The sequence below is a fragment of the Alteromonas ulvae genome (assembly GCF_048987005.1).
Taxonomy (GTDB): domain Bacteria; phylum Pseudomonadota; class Gammaproteobacteria; order Enterobacterales; family Alteromonadaceae; genus Alteromonas.
Genome location: NZ_CP185261.1, coordinates 553270 through 570461, shown reverse-complemented (window position 1 = coordinate 570461; position 17192 = coordinate 553270). Strand labels below are relative to the sequence as shown.

The 17192-nt window shown below is 44.2% G+C and carries 15 protein-coding genes and 1 tRNA gene; 3 read left to right on the top strand and 13 right to left on the bottom strand.

Features of this window, described 5'->3' with window-relative positions; all coding sequences use genetic code 11:
* Positions 1 to 84: 84 nt before the first annotated feature.
* Together ACOJR9_RS02395 and ACOJR9_RS02390 are read right to left on the bottom strand one after the other, a co-directional pair.
* The gene (locus ACOJR9_RS02395; RefSeq protein WP_032095425.1) at positions 85 to 267 is read right to left on the bottom strand and encodes a DUF2065 domain-containing protein; all 183 of its coding nucleotides are present in this window, start codon (positions 265 to 267) and stop codon (positions 85 to 87) included.
* 120 nt (positions 268 to 387) lie between these two features.
* The gene (locus tag ACOJR9_RS02390; RefSeq protein WP_420934823.1) at positions 388 to 1551 is read right to left on the bottom strand and encodes an aminotransferase class V-fold PLP-dependent enzyme; all 1164 of its coding nucleotides are present in this window, start codon (positions 1549 to 1551) and stop codon (positions 388 to 390) included.
* Between the two features lie 244 nt (positions 1552 to 1795).
* Here ACOJR9_RS02390 and ACOJR9_RS02385 point away from each other — a divergent pair, with 244 nt between their 5' ends.
* Entirely contained in the window at positions 1796 to 2233 is a 438-nt protein-coding gene (locus ACOJR9_RS02385; RefSeq protein ID WP_420934822.1) for a hypothetical protein, read from the top strand.
* Between the two features lie 80 nt (positions 2234 to 2313).
* Here the strand turns inward: ACOJR9_RS02385 and trxA (ACOJR9_RS02380) are convergent, their stop codons facing one another.
* Positions 2314 to 3183: a thioredoxin gene (trxA, locus tag ACOJR9_RS02380; RefSeq protein ID WP_420934821.1), complete on the bottom strand. Its 870-nt coding sequence runs from the start codon at positions 3181 to 3183 to the stop codon at positions 2314 to 2316.
* Positions 3184 to 3418: 235 nt separating this feature from the next.
* Between trxA (ACOJR9_RS02380) and ACOJR9_RS02375 the strand changes: the two genes are divergently transcribed.
* Complete coding sequence (locus ACOJR9_RS02375) at positions 3419 to 3748, top strand: Mpo1-like protein (RefSeq protein WP_420934820.1); 330 nt, start codon at positions 3419 to 3421, stop codon at positions 3746 to 3748.
* 156 nt (positions 3749 to 3904) lie between these two features.
* A complete protein-coding gene (locus ACOJR9_RS02370; protein ID WP_420934819.1) occupies positions 3905 to 6034 on the top strand; it encodes a S9 family peptidase in 2130 nt (709 codons plus the stop codon).
* Between the two features lie 153 nt (positions 6035 to 6187).
* On the opposite strand, the gene ACOJR9_RS02365 is transcribed toward ACOJR9_RS02370, so the two are convergent.
* The 10 genes from ACOJR9_RS02365 to trxA (ACOJR9_RS02320) all read right to left on the bottom strand — a co-directional run bounded on the left by ACOJR9_RS02365 (position 6188) and on the right by trxA (ACOJR9_RS02320) (position 17098).
* The gene (locus tag ACOJR9_RS02365; RefSeq protein WP_420934818.1) at positions 6188 to 7333 is read right to left on the bottom strand and encodes a PQQ-dependent sugar dehydrogenase; all 1146 of its coding nucleotides are present in this window, start codon (positions 7331 to 7333) and stop codon (positions 6188 to 6190) included.
* Between the two features lie 312 nt (positions 7334 to 7645).
* Positions 7646 to 8119: a Dps family protein gene (locus ACOJR9_RS02360; RefSeq protein WP_420934817.1), complete on the bottom strand. Its 474-nt coding sequence runs from the start codon at positions 8117 to 8119 to the stop codon at positions 7646 to 7648.
* Between the two features lie 191 nt (positions 8120 to 8310).
* Positions 8311 to 8913 carry a copper chaperone PCu(A)C gene (locus tag ACOJR9_RS02355; protein WP_420934816.1) on the bottom strand — a complete coding sequence of 201 codons (603 nt, stop codon included), beginning with the start codon at positions 8911 to 8913 and terminating at the stop codon, positions 8311 to 8313.
* 67 nt (positions 8914 to 8980) lie between these two features.
* Positions 8981 to 9056, bottom strand: a tRNA-Thr gene (locus tag ACOJR9_RS02350).
* A 61-nt stretch (positions 9057 to 9117) separates the two neighbouring features.
* A complete protein-coding gene (locus tag ACOJR9_RS02345; protein WP_420934815.1) occupies positions 9118 to 10254 on the bottom strand; it encodes a 5-(carboxyamino)imidazole ribonucleotide synthase in 1137 nt (378 codons plus the stop codon).
* On the bottom strand, positions 10251 to 10745 hold the full coding sequence (gene purE, locus ACOJR9_RS02340; protein ID WP_420934814.1) for a 5-(carboxyamino)imidazole ribonucleotide mutase: 495 nt from the start codon (positions 10743 to 10745) through the stop codon (positions 10251 to 10253). Before purE ends, ACOJR9_RS02345 begins: the two co-directional genes overlap by 4 nt.
* Before the next feature lie 137 nt (positions 10746 to 10882).
* The gene (locus tag ACOJR9_RS02335; RefSeq protein ID WP_420934813.1) at positions 10883 to 13717 is read right to left on the bottom strand and encodes an ATP-binding protein; all 2835 of its coding nucleotides are present in this window, start codon (positions 13715 to 13717) and stop codon (positions 10883 to 10885) included.
* Between the two features lie 21 nt (positions 13718 to 13738).
* Positions 13739 to 15037, bottom strand: a complete 1299-nt coding sequence (locus ACOJR9_RS02330) for an amidohydrolase (protein WP_420934812.1) — start codon at positions 15035 to 15037, stop codon at positions 13739 to 13741.
* Between the two features lie 202 nt (positions 15038 to 15239).
* The gene (gene rho, locus ACOJR9_RS02325; RefSeq protein WP_032095483.1) at positions 15240 to 16505 is read right to left on the bottom strand and encodes a transcription termination factor Rho; all 1266 of its coding nucleotides are present in this window, start codon (positions 16503 to 16505) and stop codon (positions 15240 to 15242) included.
* 266 nt (positions 16506 to 16771) lie between these two features.
* Positions 16772 to 17098 carry a thioredoxin TrxA gene (gene trxA, locus ACOJR9_RS02320; protein WP_163112631.1) on the bottom strand — a complete coding sequence of 109 codons (327 nt, stop codon included), beginning with the start codon at positions 17096 to 17098 and terminating at the stop codon, positions 16772 to 16774.
* Between the last annotated feature and the right edge of the window lie 94 nt (positions 17099 to 17192).

The window sequence follows — 17192 nt, the reverse complement described above, 5'->3', positions numbered from 1 at the left end:
TTATTCGCAAGCGGGAGAAACTGAACAAACGGTCAATAGAATTAAAACCGTCTTTCTTATAATTTTATTAAAGTGCTCATTCATCTACGAAAAAAACAGGAGTAGCAGTGTACCAAAAATAACCAACACACCACCTATTTGACGAAGTTGATTACTGGGCTGCTGGCTTATTTGCAGCAAGTAATTGCGCCATTTGTTGGGAAATAGCAATGGCCCAATTCCCTCAATAATAAGCACCATCGCCAGTGCAGGTAAAAACCATGACATTTCCCTCTCCTTTCTTTAGCGAATTCAGCTAGCAACTTTAATTGGCAAACTTAGATACTGCGCTGTGAGCAAGTTTATAAGGGTAACCGTTGAGGGAAAAGGACGCCATCAAATCGTGCGTTACACCTTACTCAGGGCGGTCAAATCTACATAGTTTGGCGTATGGTATAGGCCAAATCCAAAGCGCAATCGATTACCTCGATAATCGGTGAGTATATTCTGCGCTTTTAACGCATTCGCTAACTGCTGGGTTTCATCGGCAGTGTCACATTCAAAGGTCAGAAAATGTCCTCGTACGTTGTCATCTTTAACTACTAACGCCTGCCGGTTTATGTGTGTGTGGCCGCTTGCATCTAGCTTCGCTAAAAAGTGACGCTGCATGCCCATTACGTGCTCATCAATTTTCTCGACACTGAGGTGATGCGCTTCAAACAACTCTAGTACTGCACGCAGACGGTACAGCGCAGTAAAGTCCATCGTGGCGCCGGCAAACCGCATGCCGTCGGTACTGTACTGAACCTCCCCCGAACGAGGCTTATCTAACGTACCAAATTCGGCAAACCAACCAGTGTAGACAGGGCGCAATGTGCAGCCTGTAGGAACGTGAGCAAAACACGCCCCCTCTCCTGCTTGCGCGTATTTGTAGCTTCCTGATAAATAAAAAACTCTATCTTCTATATGTTTAAGGTTTGTAGGCTTTGCCATAAACCCATGGTAACCGTCTACCACGATTAGCGTATCGTCATTAGTGACACTAGCAACGATACTGTCTACGTCATCTACCACGTAGCCTGAATTAAAAAACACATGACTAAAGAACACCAGATCTGGCTGATGCTCACTAATAGCAGCTTTAAAACGTGCGCTAAAGGTATCGAAAGGCTGGGTGGGCACGCTGATAAGATTAATATTGTCTTTTTCATTCATGCGGGTGACTTGTCGCTGAAAGCTATGGAATTCGCTATCTGTGGATACAATGGTCACGTCGCGAGAGTAGTCTAAGCAGCTCATTATGCGATACAGTAACTCATGGGTATTAGATGCAAACACCAGCTGTTGTGGCGCGCTAGTTCCGATGATTTCACTTATCTTGCTTTGTAATTCGGGAACGAGTGTGTCAAAAAAGTAGCCCCATTTTGCATCAACGTAGCGGGCACTATCATCCCAGTATTGAAGCATGGCCTCACGAGTACAGTCTGGCCAAAAATAATGACTGTGGCACGCATAATGTTGCTTGCCCTCATTTGCTTTGAGGAATCTGGTATAAAAATGCTGATAGGACATGATGAAGTACTCTTATTTTGACGCGACTTAATTTACCAAAACCTTTCAACGCTGGCATGCAAACGCTAAGCTAAAACGACGTAAAAGTGTAAAAAGTTTAATCCACCGTATCAATATATATACCTTTCTACGTTTTAAAACCCAAAATATATGCTATAAAATTAAATACAGTATAATAAATTATACGCTTTATGCTTATAAGCGGTAAGCCCAGACTTTAAACCACGGCGGTAGTAAAAAAGAAATGCAGTTCCCTCCTTACGGCAATTACTCTGTAGACATTTCCGGCAATGTACTGGAAGTATTTGCTTTAGGCGCATGGAATTTAAAGACCACCCAGCTGTTTGTTGAAGAGATGCATTCGCTGATTAAACGCTTTAACGGAGAACCATGGGCGGCGTTGATGGATGGCCGACGCTGGGTGCTGGCGACACCAGATTGTCAGGCCTGCCTGTCAGAAGCTATTAAGAACAATATTGCCATGGGATTGTGCCGTTCCGCTTATGTGCTAGATAGTGGCATGGTTAAAAAAGCCCACCTTGAGCGAACTCATCCATCTAAGCAAAGAAACTTAGAGTTTCCTCACTACGAGAGACAATATTTTAAGACGTATTTCGAGGCACTGAATTGGCTCAACCAAGAAGGATTTTCGCCCATCGTGAGCACACCTTCAAAAGCGTAAACATGCAGAGTTCTGAGTAAGACTACACTGGCAAAAACGCATAGCCTTAAGAGAACACTGAAGACTATGCCTTGCACTAACTAGTAAAGCAGGCTGTATACCTTTCTTCGGTATTCAGATTTGAGCGGATCGCCATCTGGCAGCGCATTCATCATATCCATCATAAGTTTGCGAGCATTACCAAACCCGAGTTCTTTCTTTAACACAGAATATAGCAGTGCAAGTGCATCTTGCGCCTTATTAGCCTGCTGCAACTGAACAGCCAAATCTACCTTTGCTTGTAAATCATCTGGGTTCGATTCGACCACCGATTGCAGTTGACGTATTTCTGGAGTATCGGCGGCTTGCTCCGCCAGCTCTATTTTTCCATTTAAGGTTTGATAGCGAGAGTCTTGATCCACCAGCTTAATTTCTAACAATAGCTGCTTAGCCACATCGATTGAACCGGTTTCTATAAAACAGTCGATAAGCATGTACTTAGCGTTTACATTGCTTTCGTTAAGTGCCAGCGCCTCTTTCGCAGCAGGCAGCGCTGCGGCATAATCGCCCTGCTGGATTGCTTTACCCGCGGTGGCAAGCAGCTCGTCTTCAGGGTTGGGCAAGTATTTACCTAACATTTCGCGTATTTGCGGCTCGCCCTGCATACCAGCAAAACCATCTACAGGTTGACCATTTTGCACTACCATAACGGTGGGCAGATTGCGTATTCCAAACTGGGCAGCCACCTCTTGTTGTGCTTCACAATCCACTTTCGCCAGTATCATGTGCTCACTGTATTCACCGGCTAATTTTTCTAAAATTGGCTGCAAATCTTTGCATGGCTCGCACCACGGAGCCCAAAAATCGATAAGCACCACTTTTTCTTGCGACGCTTCAACAATAATTTGCTGAAAGTTTTCTACGGTAATATCAACAATGGTTGCCTGAGTATGAGCAATCATATTTTCCATAATGGGTGCCTTAATTTGAATCTTAATATGCAAAGGAATATGGGGTAGTTACAAACAAAATACAAGGCTAAGCGCGTATTCAATGTGAAGGCAGTTGCGGAAGCGCGGCAGAAAAGAGATTGTCGTATTTATGACATTATTTGACAAAGCCCCATGTTAAATTGGTACAAACCGTGAGAGCGCACTCAAGTTTATTTGGCTTTAGCGTGCACAATAATATATAGGTCAGAATTTTATGAGCAATGAACTATCGTCTGATTCCCGCTTTAACTCTTTTGCAGAGTTTTATCCGTTTTACTTAAAAGAACACAGCGACGCTACCTGCCGCACGCTGCACTTTATTGGCTCATGGCTTGTTCTGGGTATTATCGCCACAGCTATATTCACCAACGTGCTGGGTTACCTTTGGTTGATTCCGCTAGTGGGATATGGATTTGCCTGGGTGGGTCACTTTTTCTTTGAAAAAAATAAACCCGCTACCTTTAAATATCCTCTCTACAGCTTAATAGGCGACTGGGTAATGTTTAAAGATATCTTAATCGGCAAAATTAGCCTTAGAAACTAGCCCCAACATACAGCTAGTGCAAAGGCAGTGCGCTGTTTGTCACACTAAAGAGCAACTTTAACGCACAGGCTCTACACAATTTAAAGCAACAGGCTATGGTAGAAGAAATGATCGCCACCGAATCATTCTCTGCATTAAAAATAAAAAGGAAAACCTATGTCTGCTTACCGTTTGGTAAATCGCAAACGTCATTTCGCGTTATGTGCCGCGATGACGGCCATATGCACTGCTGTAACGCCAGCACACGCTGCCATTAACTCTTCTGGTGATACCCCTACTGTCGTAACCCCGAATGATAGCGCACCCAACGTGCTCACCTACAACGACACATTCAATTTAGAGTTTGTTTCAAGTCCGCAATTCATCAACGATGACATCGTTGTTTATAGCCGCCAGAGCTTAGATATTATGTCTGATAGCAGGCAAAGCAGGCTGTGGCAGGTTGATATAAAATCAGGGCAACATCGACCTTTCATTGCTCAAGACGAGAATATTTCTCAAGCCACACTGTCACCCGACGGTAACATTGTCGCATACACCAAAGCCGTCGATGGACGTACTCAACTACACCTGTATTATCTTGATTCAAAGCAATCTGTGCGCCTTACCAATACCGAAGAAGCACCGTCTAACTTAACATGGTCTCCTAATGGTAAGTCTCTGGCCTTTAGCCTGTTTACCGAAGAAAAAAATGCCCCCATATTTACTGGAATGCCGTCAAAGCCAGAGGGAGCAAAATGGGCGGAACAAGCCACCTATATTGACTCCACTCAGTACCGCGGCGATGGACGTGGTTATTTACGGGAAGGGTATAATCAAATATATGTTCTTCCTGTTGAGGGCGGCACGCCAAGACAATTAACCACTGGGAAGTTTCCCAACGGTGGTTCGCTTTCGTTCTCAAAAGATGGAGATTGGATATACTTTGCCACGCCTCATCGAGAGGACTATGCCCTGCATCCTTACTTTAGTGATATCTATAGAGTAAACTTCACTACTGCTGAAAGTGAGCAAGTGACTAGCTTGGAAGGGCCTGAAGGCTCACCAACTCTCAGTCCTGATGGTAAATACCTCGCGTTTACCCATGTAAACGACAGAAAATTGTCTTATCAAAATAACGACCTTCTTGTGATGAAGCTGAGTAACGGTGAGATAACGCGACTTACCTCTTCTCTTGACCGTGCTATCGGCGACTTTACGTGGCGTAAGAATAGTCGAGGGCTGGTCTTTTCATACCTTGATAAAGGTGACAATAAACTTGCGGCAGTTAACCTTAAAGGCGATGTGAAACCATTAGACGTTGCTATAGGTGGTCAATCGCTAGGTAGACCGTATACATCGGGGGCCTTTGCCGTGAGCGATGAAGGTACCATTGTGTATACCAGCGCAGCTCGAAACATGCCGGGCGATCTTACTTTGTATCGCACCCGTGATGCAGATAAAGCCTTAACCCACCTCAACGACGATACTTTAGGTCATAAAGCACTCGCTGAAGTTATTGATTTGTCGGTAACGTCCAGCGTTGATGAGCGAAACATTGATGCTTGGATAGCATTGCCACCTGGCTTTGATAGCAGCAAAAAATACCCGTTTATTTTAGAAATTCACGGTGGTCCACATGCTGCCTATGGCCCTCATTTCGCCATGGAAATACAGTTAATGGCGGCGCAAGGTTATGTGGTGGCATGGTCGAACCCGAGAGGCAGTAGCTCTTATGGCGAAGATTTTGGCAACCTTATTCACCATAACTACCCGTCTGAGGATTACAACGATCTTATGGATGTGGTGGATGCAGTTATCGACAAGGGGTATGTCGATACCGACAACCTATTCATCACTGGTGGTTCAGGAGGCGGCGTGCTCACTGCTTGGTCAATCGGAAAAACGGACCGCTTTGCTGCGGCCGTGGTTGCTAAGCCCGTGATTAACTGGATGAGCTTTGCTTTGACCGCCGATGCATATCCGTTTTTCAGTCAATACTGGATGTCTGATATGCCGTGGAATATCGCCGATAAACTGTGGAAACGCAGTCCACTGTCATTAGTGGGTAACGTAAAAACACCCACTATGCTGTTAACCGGAGAGTCGGATTACCGAACGCCTATTAGTGAATCTGAACAGTATTATCAGGCGTTAAAGCTTCAAAATATTGATGCCGCTATGGTGAGAATACCCGGCGCTTCGCACGGAATTGCGAGCAAGCCATCTCGCCTTATTCAAAAGGTGGGGAATATCTTGGCGTGGTTCGAGCGCTACAAAACCACACCAGAAGGTGAAGATAAATAACCTGAATCAGGTTAAATAAGATACGCGCTTTTGACAAAAAGCCGAGTAAGTAAAATTCGCTAGCTCGGCTTTTTTGCCTTTATTTTTTGCCTAGCCCCATCTTCTGTGATGATTAGAGGAAATACTGACCTATTTACATCACCGACATTGATACTATTTAGTCAACTTTAGCACCTTGCCATTTGGCGCATCCGTTAACAGGTAAATAGCGCCTGCTTCATCAACCTCAACGTCTCTAATGCGAGCACCATTGTCTCGTAGGTATTCATATTGCTCTTTGGGCTTTGTGTCTACCACATCGATACGACGAAGATGGGTAAACTTCAACGATCCCACAAGAATGTCGCCTTGCCACTCTTTAAACATGTCACTGGTATAAAACACGAGTCCGCTAGGAGCGATAGAAGGGTTCCAGTAAAGCCAAGGTTGCTCCATACCGTCCATGTGCGTTTTATCACTGATCACTTCGCCGCTGTAATCAATGCCATAGGTGATTTCTGGCCAGCCATAGTTAGCGCCGCGCTTGATAATGTTTATTTCATCGCCGCCTTTTGGACCATGCTCCATTGCCCATACTTCACCAGTTTCAGGGTGAACCGTTACGCCCTGTACATTTCGATGACCAAAACTGAATACTTCCGGCGCATCACCGTCAGTGAAAGGGTTACTTTCAGGTACGCTGCCATCGCGATTTATGCGCACTATAGTACCAAAGTGATTATCCGTATTTTGTGCTTCTTTCATGTATTTGTAGCGATCGCCAAGGGTGATATACAGTGACTTCTCAGCATCAAATACCAAACGACACCCAAAGTGAAAACCATTGTCGATAACTGGTGAAGCACTGAATATGACTTCTACATTTTCTAGGGCATTTCCTACCAGTTTAGCCTTCGCCACACTGCTACTGCTACCAGGCTGACCATCATCGGAAGGCTTGCTATAACAAAAATACACCGTACTGTTGTCGCTGAAATCAGGGTCGATAGTAATATCAAGCATACCGCCCTGGTTGTTTGCAACAACCTCTGGCACGTTTGCTAGCCTGTCTGATAGCTCGCCGCTTTGTGACAACCTACGGATACCACCCGCGCGCTCTGTCACTAGCAAATCTCCGCTAGGAAGAAACGCCATTCCCCACGGGTGCTCAAGCCCCTGTGCTAGTGTCGTTACCTTTACTCCATCGTCTTTGTTGCTCATGGCCTCGCCTGAGTCGTTATGACTATTTGCCATCACGGCTTGGCTAACTGCCACACTGATACTACAAAGGCCAAGTAGCCCCATTGTCAATTTTTTCATTTGTACCTCAATGTTTGCTCTTGCTCTGATAGGTGTTGTTTTTTCTTGCGTAGAGGGCTTTTTTATCGCTTTTTCACTGCCGTATTGTTGAATAAAGCGTTATCAGTCAATACACCCTTTGCTGTGCTTTACTTTGCGTATCGTGTTCTGTATTAACATCGGGCGAATGTAACCCAGCAATGTGTTGATTATACAAAAAAGGGTACAGCCTGGCTGTACCCTTAATTTTATTCATCCCAAAATATCTGGAAATACTCTCTTTTTGCAGAGCTCTCTTTTTACAAAGCTTTCTTTAACGCTGCTTTTTGACGTCTACTTCGGTAGCGTTGCGCGAAGCATCCAAGCTGTTTTTTCGTGAACACGCATTCTGTCGCCAATAAGTGCAGCGGAAGATTCATCATCTGCCCCTTGCGCTAATTTTAAAGACTCTCTGCACGTTTTTACCACCTGCTCGTGGCCATGGGTAAGTAAACGCACCATTTCGGTAGCCTCTGGCACACCATCCACTTCTTCAATTGCACTTAGTTCGGCAAACGCTTTGTACGTACCTGGAGCCGCCACACCTAAAGTACGAATACGCTCTGCAATTTCATCTACCGCTGTTGCCAGTTCGGTGTAGTGCTCTTCAAACATCAAGTGTAGTTCGCGAAACTGTGGGCCTTCTACATTCCAGTGAAAATTATGAGTTTGAAGATATAACGTGTACGAGTCTGCCAATAGTTTTTTTAAACCATGGGCCACTTCATTACGATCGCTTTCTGAAATTCCAATATCAATTTTACTCATGTTTTTCTCCTTAACGTACTGTTAGAACTTATTAGCTATTGCGCTCTTTAATTATACTATATTACACCCCGTCGTTATTAATAGAACGCGCATTAAGTTGATTGCTGCCATCTATTTTATAGATGTTACACCGTAAAATTACAACGTAAAAAATACGGATATTGACCGTCATCAACAAATCATCATTTTAGTTAATGAGCGTGTTTATGCATACCTTGACTATCGGCTTTGACAGGTAGAACCGTATGAAGTGACTCCTGCCCATCAAAGTGAAGAGTGAGTTGCACTTCCCCGCCCTCGGTTAAACCACTTTTTAAACCTAATAACATTATGTGGTAACCACCGGATGTGAAAGTGACATGTTCGTTAGCACCAATGGTTACGCCATCGATTAAGTGCCGCATACGCATAACGTCGCCTTCCATTTTTGTGGTGTGGATTTGCGCTTCGTTTGCCACTTTGGTGTCAACAGTAACACCACTCAGTTGAAGGTTGTTTTCGCTATAATTGTGCAGTGTAAAATAAGCGGCTGCAGTTTTAGCCATTGGGAAGGTTGCGCGGGCATAACCATCTTTAAGGACAATAGGCGATTGGGAGTCTATCATGTGCCCATGGTTTTTGTGATGCTCGTGGCTTTTGTCTTGCTCATGGCTTTTGTCTTGCTCAAGGCTGTTTTCACGCTCAAGGCTGTGCTCACCGTGAGCAAAAACAGTAGCCGAAATAAAACACATGAGGATTAGCAGGCAGCTAGACGCTTTGCCATGAAACTGGCGAATATAGGAAGATACTGACATTGTGAGATTGCTCCGTTGTGGTTAACGGAACCATATTACGTAAGAAATACGCAATAACAAAGATAAATGGTGCCGACTGCCGGAATCGAACTGGCGACCTACTGATTACAAGTCAGTTGCTCTACCAACTGAGCTAAGTCGGCACACTATTTAAAACCGCTGCCTAAACAGCGGATGCGTATTCTAGCGATTAAATGGTTACTGTCAACCTTTTAATCGCGTTGCCTCAGCAACTAATTTGGGGAAGTACTCAAGAGGAAGATACTGGCTGAGTGCCATCAACTTTTCACCAAGCTGATGGTAGCTATCAGTTGTCACATTGATGTGACCCATCTTTCGCTTGTCTCTTACAGACTTACCGTACCAATGCAAATGACTACCATCAATGCTCAAGAGCTCGCGAGAGAAGTTGCTGCACCCGATAATATTGACCATTGCACTGGGACCTAATGCTGCCGTGTCACCTAATGGAAGCCCACAAACCGCTCTTAGGTGATTTTCAAACTGACTAGTTACCGCGCCAGATTGACTCCAGTGACCTGAATTATGTACCCGCGGCGCTAATTCATTCACTAGTAAAGTATCGTTTACTTGGAATAACTCCACAGCAAGTACCCCCACATACTCCATGCCATTGGCTAGTGCAGTAAAGATATCATGTGCTTGTTGCTGAAGCGCTTCATCAACATTTGTTGCTGGCGCAACAGAGACATGTAGCTGGCCCTGGTGGTGTAGGTTTTCCGCAAGTGGGTAAGTACGAATATCACCATTGACGTTCCTTACACCAATGAGAGAAAGCTCGCGGTCAAAGGCAACCATTTTTTCAACGACTAAGGGAACATTGTCTAGATCCAGTCCATGAAGAGACTGCTTTAACTCTGGTAATTCAGCCTTGTCTGACAAACGCCATTGACCATAGCCGTCGTAGCCATCTCGACTGGCTTTTAAAATTAACTCACTACCTAGCGCATCAACACACTCATCTAATTGGTCTAAGTGCGTAACAATTTTGTGCTCGCAATTAGCTACATTCATAGACTGCAACAAGTGCTTTTCTCGAACGCGATCTGCTCCAACCAAAATACTTTGAATATTTGGCATTAACTTATTGGTTTGGGCAGCAGCTTCAAGCAAACGCTCTGGAACGTGCTCAAACTCGACCGTTAACGCATCAGCAAGGTCTAATGCTTCATCAAGTGGGATGTCTAAAAGGGCTTTACTTACTGGATGAACAACCGTGTCGTTGTTTACGTCAACGGCCTGTACATCAATACCTAATGGACTACCAGCAAGGTACATCATTTGTGCCAACTGACCTGCACCGTAAACAACTACTCTCATTCATCTAACTCCAGTGTGTTACTTGACGCTAGTACTGTCTCGGTTTGCGTTTTTCTAAACGCAATAATAGCGTCTCGCACAGTCTCGTCTTGCAACGCAACCACTTGGGCGGCTAATAGCCCGGCATTGGCTGCCCCAGCTTCGCCGATAGCAAGGGTGCCAACAGCAACGCCCTTAGGCATTTGCACAATTGATAATAATGAATCTAAACCGCTTAATGCTTTTGATTTTACCGGACAACCAAAAACTGGTAAGTGAGTATGCGCCGCAATCATGCCAGGCAAATGAGCCGCACCGCCGGCACCCGCAATTATAGCGCTAAAACCCTTATCGGCAGCGCTCTCTGCGAATTCCACTAATAAATTTGGTGTTCTGTGGGCCGACACGACTTTCGCGTCAAATTCGACGTTGAACGACTTTAGCATTTTTGCGGCCTGCTGCATGGTAGGCCAGTCTGAAGTCGAACCCATTACAATCGCGACTTTCGCCATCTAATGATCCTCGGAGTAGGTAAAATAGACAAGTTTGGAAAGCACGCGATTGTAGCCTAACTTGCACAAAATTCCCACTTGAATTGCCAGTCTGTAGCTATATCGAACTGCTTGAGAATTGCCGTATGACAACATATCTAAACAGCAGCGAGTTCTTTTGCAATGCAATTAAGTAAAATACGCTTTCGAATAGGCTTGCTCAAGTACGCGTCCATACCCGCGTTTAAGCAAGCGGTTCTATCCTCTTCAAAGGCATTTGCCGTTAGCGCAATAATACGCACGGTATCTTTGTTTATACCGTGCTTGCGAATTTGCGATGCGGCTGTCAGGCCATCCATTACTGGCATCTGACAATCCATTAAAATAACATCGAAAGGGTATTTCTTTGCAGCCTCTAACGTATCTTGGCCATTTTTAGCACGGATGCAGCGAACGTTTGCGCTTGATAACATTTCCATGACTATTTCTGCATTGATGTCATTGTCTTCAGCTAATAAAATATGGGTGTTTTTTGGTATGATTGCAATACTAGGCTGAGCGGTTGCTGCTTCAGACATCACTGCATGCGTACTCTCTTTACAGGGAACATAAAATGTAAAGGTGGAGCCGTTGTCCATTACACTCTCTACGCTCATTTCACCACCGAGAAGCTCCACAAGACCTTTACTAATAGCCAAACCTAATCCTGTCCCTCCATAGTCTCGTGTGGTGGAGGCATCTGCCTGTTCAAACTTTTCAAAAATAGTCTGTAATTTATCTTTTGAAATACCAACCCCTGTGTCGGTGATCCCAATACTAAGAGCATTGTCTGCGAAACATGCCGTTATTGTGACGCTGCCACCATTCGTAAACTTTATTGCATTACTGAGTAAGTTATTCACCACTTGGCTGACCTTGCCAGCATCAAGGACTAATGCGTTAGGGACTGAATCATCAACACATAGACTAATCTCGACTTCCTTTACAGTAGCGGTATGGGAATACAACTCCTTGGCACCTGACAGCAATTCGCGCACCTGAGTGTCTTGATAATCCATTACCATCTTGCCTGACTCGATCTTAGACCAATCAAGGATACTGTCTAAAATATGCAGCAGATTTGTTGCCGAACGAGAAATAGTACTTGCTCTTGACGCTATGTAACCGGGCAGTTCGTACTCTGACATCAGTTCACAAGAGCCAATAATGCCATTCATAGGGGTACGAATTTCATGACTCATGTTGGCTAAGAACTGCGTTTTCGCGATATTCGCCGCTTCAGCGGATTTTAATGCGCTCTCTAAATGGTGCGTTTTTTCTTCTATGCGAGCTTCCAATGACTGATTAAGCTCATTCAGCTCCACGTTTAGCTGCTTTTCAGTCGTCCTTGCCTTGTCTAACTCATCAAATGCTGTAAGCAAACGCTGCTCTAAACTAATAAACTCATTGTTTAATGCAGTGAGTTCTAGAATATGAAACCCTTGGCTGGGATTGTTATGTCTCTGGGTACGTTTAGGGTCAAACTTAGCAATGTAACAAATGAGTCGTCTAAGCGGCATGCTGATCATTCGAGCGACTAAATAGCCAATAAAGGTTCCTAGCACGGATAACAACAACAGTAGGAGCAGGTTCTTTATAAGGTAGCTGCCCATGGATGCTTGAAGATATTCTCGATTGAAGTAATAGCTTAATGTCCAATTAACTTCTGGTATTTCTCCTTTAAAACGCAGCCAGTCTTTTCCTCCTAGACCATTGTCCAACTCAACATCGCAATTTGGATCACACCCGTGAACAGGGACTTTGCTCAACGGCGGTAGGTTAAGTTCCTTAGAAGCAAATATCACATCTCCTTTCCTGTCCTCTATTAATAAGGAAAAGCCTTTTAAACTGAGCTCATCGAAGGCAGTAAAGCTTTTAAGAGACAGTGAGCCTTCAACAATACCAACGGTGTTGTCGCTGCTTGCTTTAATAGGAGCGGAAATGGCGACAATAGGGTCATTACCAAAGCCACGCCCTTGAAATACATCGGATAAGTAAGGCTCGCCAGATTCCATTACTTCAAAAAAATAGGGGCGATAAGCAACATTTGCACGCCCGCCAGCTTTTACTTTATCAACTAAATTTGTGGGATAAGTATGAGTAATGTCTCCATTTTCATCAGCGATAAGAAAGGTAATGAAATTCGGATAATGTGAGGCCAATATGGACAGCTGTTTTGATGATGCTTTGTCTAATACCTCTTCAACAATACTGCCTGAAAGCGTTTTTGCCGTAGCCGATACAACGCTTTGATGCTGTTCAATGAAATCGGATAGCTGTTGCTGCATTACCGCGACCCGTTGAACCATATACTGTTGAATTTGGCGCTCCTGCTGTTGCTGAAACAGCGCGACCGACAAGTAAATGACGGCCATGGAGCCGACAAAGAAACAACCAGAAAAAAAGTAGCTAAAAAGAAAATTAAGCTTAACCTTCGCCGGCTCGTAGGCAATATTTCGCCTCAAACCATGAGTAGCCAGATAAACGAAATGACCTGTGACTAGCCCAAAAGCACCGCTTATCCAGGTAACCAGAACCCCAGATATTATTATATTGAGGCCTTCGCTATTATTGGCGCCGTTATTAAAATAATGCTCTAGTACCAAAATAGGCACAAAGACAACAGACCAAAAGCCCGCACCTATTTTTATTACCTGTTTAAGTGATTTTTGATATCCAAACAGGCTTATAACAATTGGTAACAGAGTGAGACTTACTTTTCCTACGATACTTCCATCGGCAAACCAGAAAGGGGAGCAAATAAATAGTGCAGCAGGTATCGACAAGTATGGTGCAAAGCGAAGGACTGTGTATACCGCTGCGCCGCAACCAAATACAGCGGTCCCTGTACTATCGAAGGGAGCGGGCAATATATTAATAACAACACCCGCTAAGCACACTAAAAAGGTTTCAAACGCTTGAGATCTGCTCAAAACAAAACGAGTTTTATCCAAAGAAAATCTCCAGTGTCATAGTTAGTTTTGCTCCATGTAGTCGAGTGTAAAGTTGGTCAGTAATTTTACACCCAGCTTCATACCTTTATCGTCCACATAAAACTCTGGGGTATGATGAGCGGGACTGTCGTCTTCAGACACATCTAGAGGTTTTCCGCCAACCCACACATACAGGCCAGGCACTTGCTCTTGGAAGAAAGAAAAATCTTCCGCACCTGTAACAGGGTTAGATAACAAGGTATTTTCAACACCGGCGGTGCGCTGCATCGTTGGCAACATGGCCTGCGTTAATGCGGGGTCGTTATACGTAATAGGATAAGAATAATCTAACGGCAATGTTAGCTCTGCTTTGGCTCCCATACTTTCAGCAATAGCATTTACCTTACGAGGCAGGGCTTCATAAATATGCTCTCGGGCAGCTTTGTTCAACGTTCTAATAGTACCAACAAGCTCAACTTCATTCGGAATAATGTTAGACCTGTTACCACCATGTATTGAACCGATTGAAACAACAGCAGCGTCGTCAATCAGCTTTAATTCTCTGCTAACAATGGTTTGAATAGACATGATCATTTGCGCGGCGGTGACGACGGGATCGACACTTTTCCACGGGTAAGCGCCATGCGCCTGTTTACCGTGAATGACAATTTTGAACGGATCTACAGCAGCCATAGTGCCACCAGGCTTATAACGCACTTTGCCTACATCAGTGTTGGCATTAATGTGTAAACCGAAAATCACATCCACATCAGGGTTTTTAAGTACCCCTTCCTTTACCATCACTTCGGCACCACCGGTTTCTCCCGCGGGCGCGCCCTCTTCTGCTGGCTGAAAGATGAATTTTACCTTACCAGTAAGTTCGCTTTTTATACCAGTAAGAATTTTAGCGGCCCCCATCAGCATGGCCATATGAGTGTCGTGACCACATGCGTGCATCACAGGAACTTCATTTCCATTGTATTCGCCCATTTGTTCAGAGCGATAGGGTAATTGGTTTTGCTCTTTAACAGGCAGACCATCCATGTCGGCGCGAAGCGCTACCACAGGACCTGGCTTTCCAGAGTCAAGAATGGCTACTACGCCGGTTTTTGCAACACCAGTTTGTACCTCTAATCCTAACGAAGTAAGGTAGTTTGCAATGTAATCTGCCGTTTTGAACTCACGGTTAGAAAGTTCAGGGAATTGGTGAAAATGATGCCGCCATTTAATGACGTCTGGCTCTACGTTGGTGGCCAAACTGTCAACATCGACAGCTGCAGCAAATACGCTGGTTGACACTGCTAAACTTGCGAAGGTTAACGTTGCTAACTTCCTGATCATAAAATTTATCCTTTGTTGTTTTAACCAGAATAGAGCATCTGGTAAAAGAACACACCCAGAACTTGATCTTAGAAAAGTAACGCATCCATAAATACAAAAACATTATCCGGAAGTCTAATACTGTAGATTAAGGAGTCTGTAGACCTATTTAGATACAAAAAAAGCGCCTTTTTCGGCGCCTTTCTCAAGTCATTTGCTGATACTAGCTTCTTTGTCTTCGCATAGCATCGAAGAATTCATCGTTCGTCTTCGTCATAGAGAGCTTACTAATTAAGAACTCCATCGCGTCGATTTCTGACATTTCATGAACAATTTTACGCAAGATCCACATTTTCTGTAGCTCATCTTGTTTCGTAAGTAGTTCTTCACGACGTGTGCCAGAACGATTGAAGTCGATAGCTGGGAATACACGCTTCTCCGCAATTTTGCGATTAAGGTGAAGTTCCATATTACCCGTACCTTTAAACTCTTCGTAAATAACTTCATCCATTTTAGAGCCGGTATCGATAAGTGCTGTGGCGATAATCGTTAAACTACCCCCTTCTTCAACGTTACGGGCCGCACCAAAGAAACGCTTTGGCTTGTGAAGTGCGTTTGCATCTACACCACCGGTAAGTACTTTACCTGATGATGGAATAACCGTGTTATAGGCACGAGCAAGACGAGTGATTGAATCGAGAAGAATAACCACGTCTTTTTTGTGCTCTACTAAGCGTTTCGCTTTCTCGATGACCATCTCTGCCACTTGTACGTGTCGGCTTGCTGGCTCGTCAAACGTAGAGGCAACTACTTCACCTTGTACTAGGCGATGCATCTCAGTAACTTCTTCTGGACGTTCGTCGATAAGCAGAACCATCAATTCACATTCAGGATGATTAGCAGCAATAGACTGGGCAATATTTTGAAGTAACAAGGTTTTACCGGCTTTAGGCGGCGCGACTATAAGTCCGCGCTGACCGCGACCAATAGGTGATGCTAAATCGAGAACACGCGCAGTAATATCTTCTGTTGAGCCATTACCTCGTTCCATGCGCAAACGATCTGCCGCATGCAGTGGGGTAAGGTTTTCAAAGAGGATTTTATTACGTGAATTTTCTGGCTTGTCGAAGTTTACTTCGCGAATTTTTAATAGCGCAAAGTAGCGCTCGCTGTCTTTAGGTGGACGAATTTTTCCTGCAATGGTGTCACCGGTTCGCAGATTAAAGCGACGAATCTGGCTAGGCGATACATAAATATCATCTGGACCTGCAAGGTAAGAAGAATCAGCTGAGCGTAAAAAGCCGAACCCGTCCTGTAATATTTCTAAAACTCCATCTCCGAAGATGTCTTCACCGCTTTTTGCGTGTGTCTTCAGAATAGAGAATATGATGTCTTGTTTTCTGGCGCGAGCCATGTTTTCCAGGCCCATTTTTTCGGCCATGTTAACCAACTCGCTAATTGGTTTGTTCTTTAATTCGGTTAAATTCATACTGGTGGGTCTTTGTGCTTGAGCTTCGCTTACAGGACTTTTAGTCACTCTGTTCTCGTCTTGATTTGATATCGCCCGGATTTGGACATATGCAGAATGCTGCTCGGATGAGCGCTGAAGAAAAGTTAGCACTATATTTAATCAACGTCCAGTTATTTGCTGACTAATTGTTAATTAAATTGAACTTGCTATCCTCAAGCGTTAGGCAGCGGACCAGACTTAAAAAGCCGGTGAAGAGATTAGCTACACCGGCTTTCCTAGATCAATTACAGGTTTTCGTTTAGAAATTCTGTTAACTGGGTTTTTGATAACGCACCTACTTTTGTCGCTGCAACGTTACCGTTCTTGAAAAGTAACAACGTTGGAATACCGCGGATACCATATTTAGGTGGAGTTTCGTTATTTTCATCGACATTCAACTTGCCAACTGTTAACTTGCCATCAAACTCGATCGCAACTTCTTCTAAGATAGGTGCGATCATTTTACAGGGGCCACACCACTCGGCCCAAAAGTCAACTAGTACAGGACTGTCAGCATTGATAACATCTGCTTCGAATTTATCATCAGATAACTGGATAATTTTGTCGCTCATTCTTTTCTCCATTGTTGGTCTGTCGCTGAGTCTTCTCAGCCTTACCATAAGTGTTATATAGAAACTGTTTTTTAATGCAAGCACTGATAAGCTA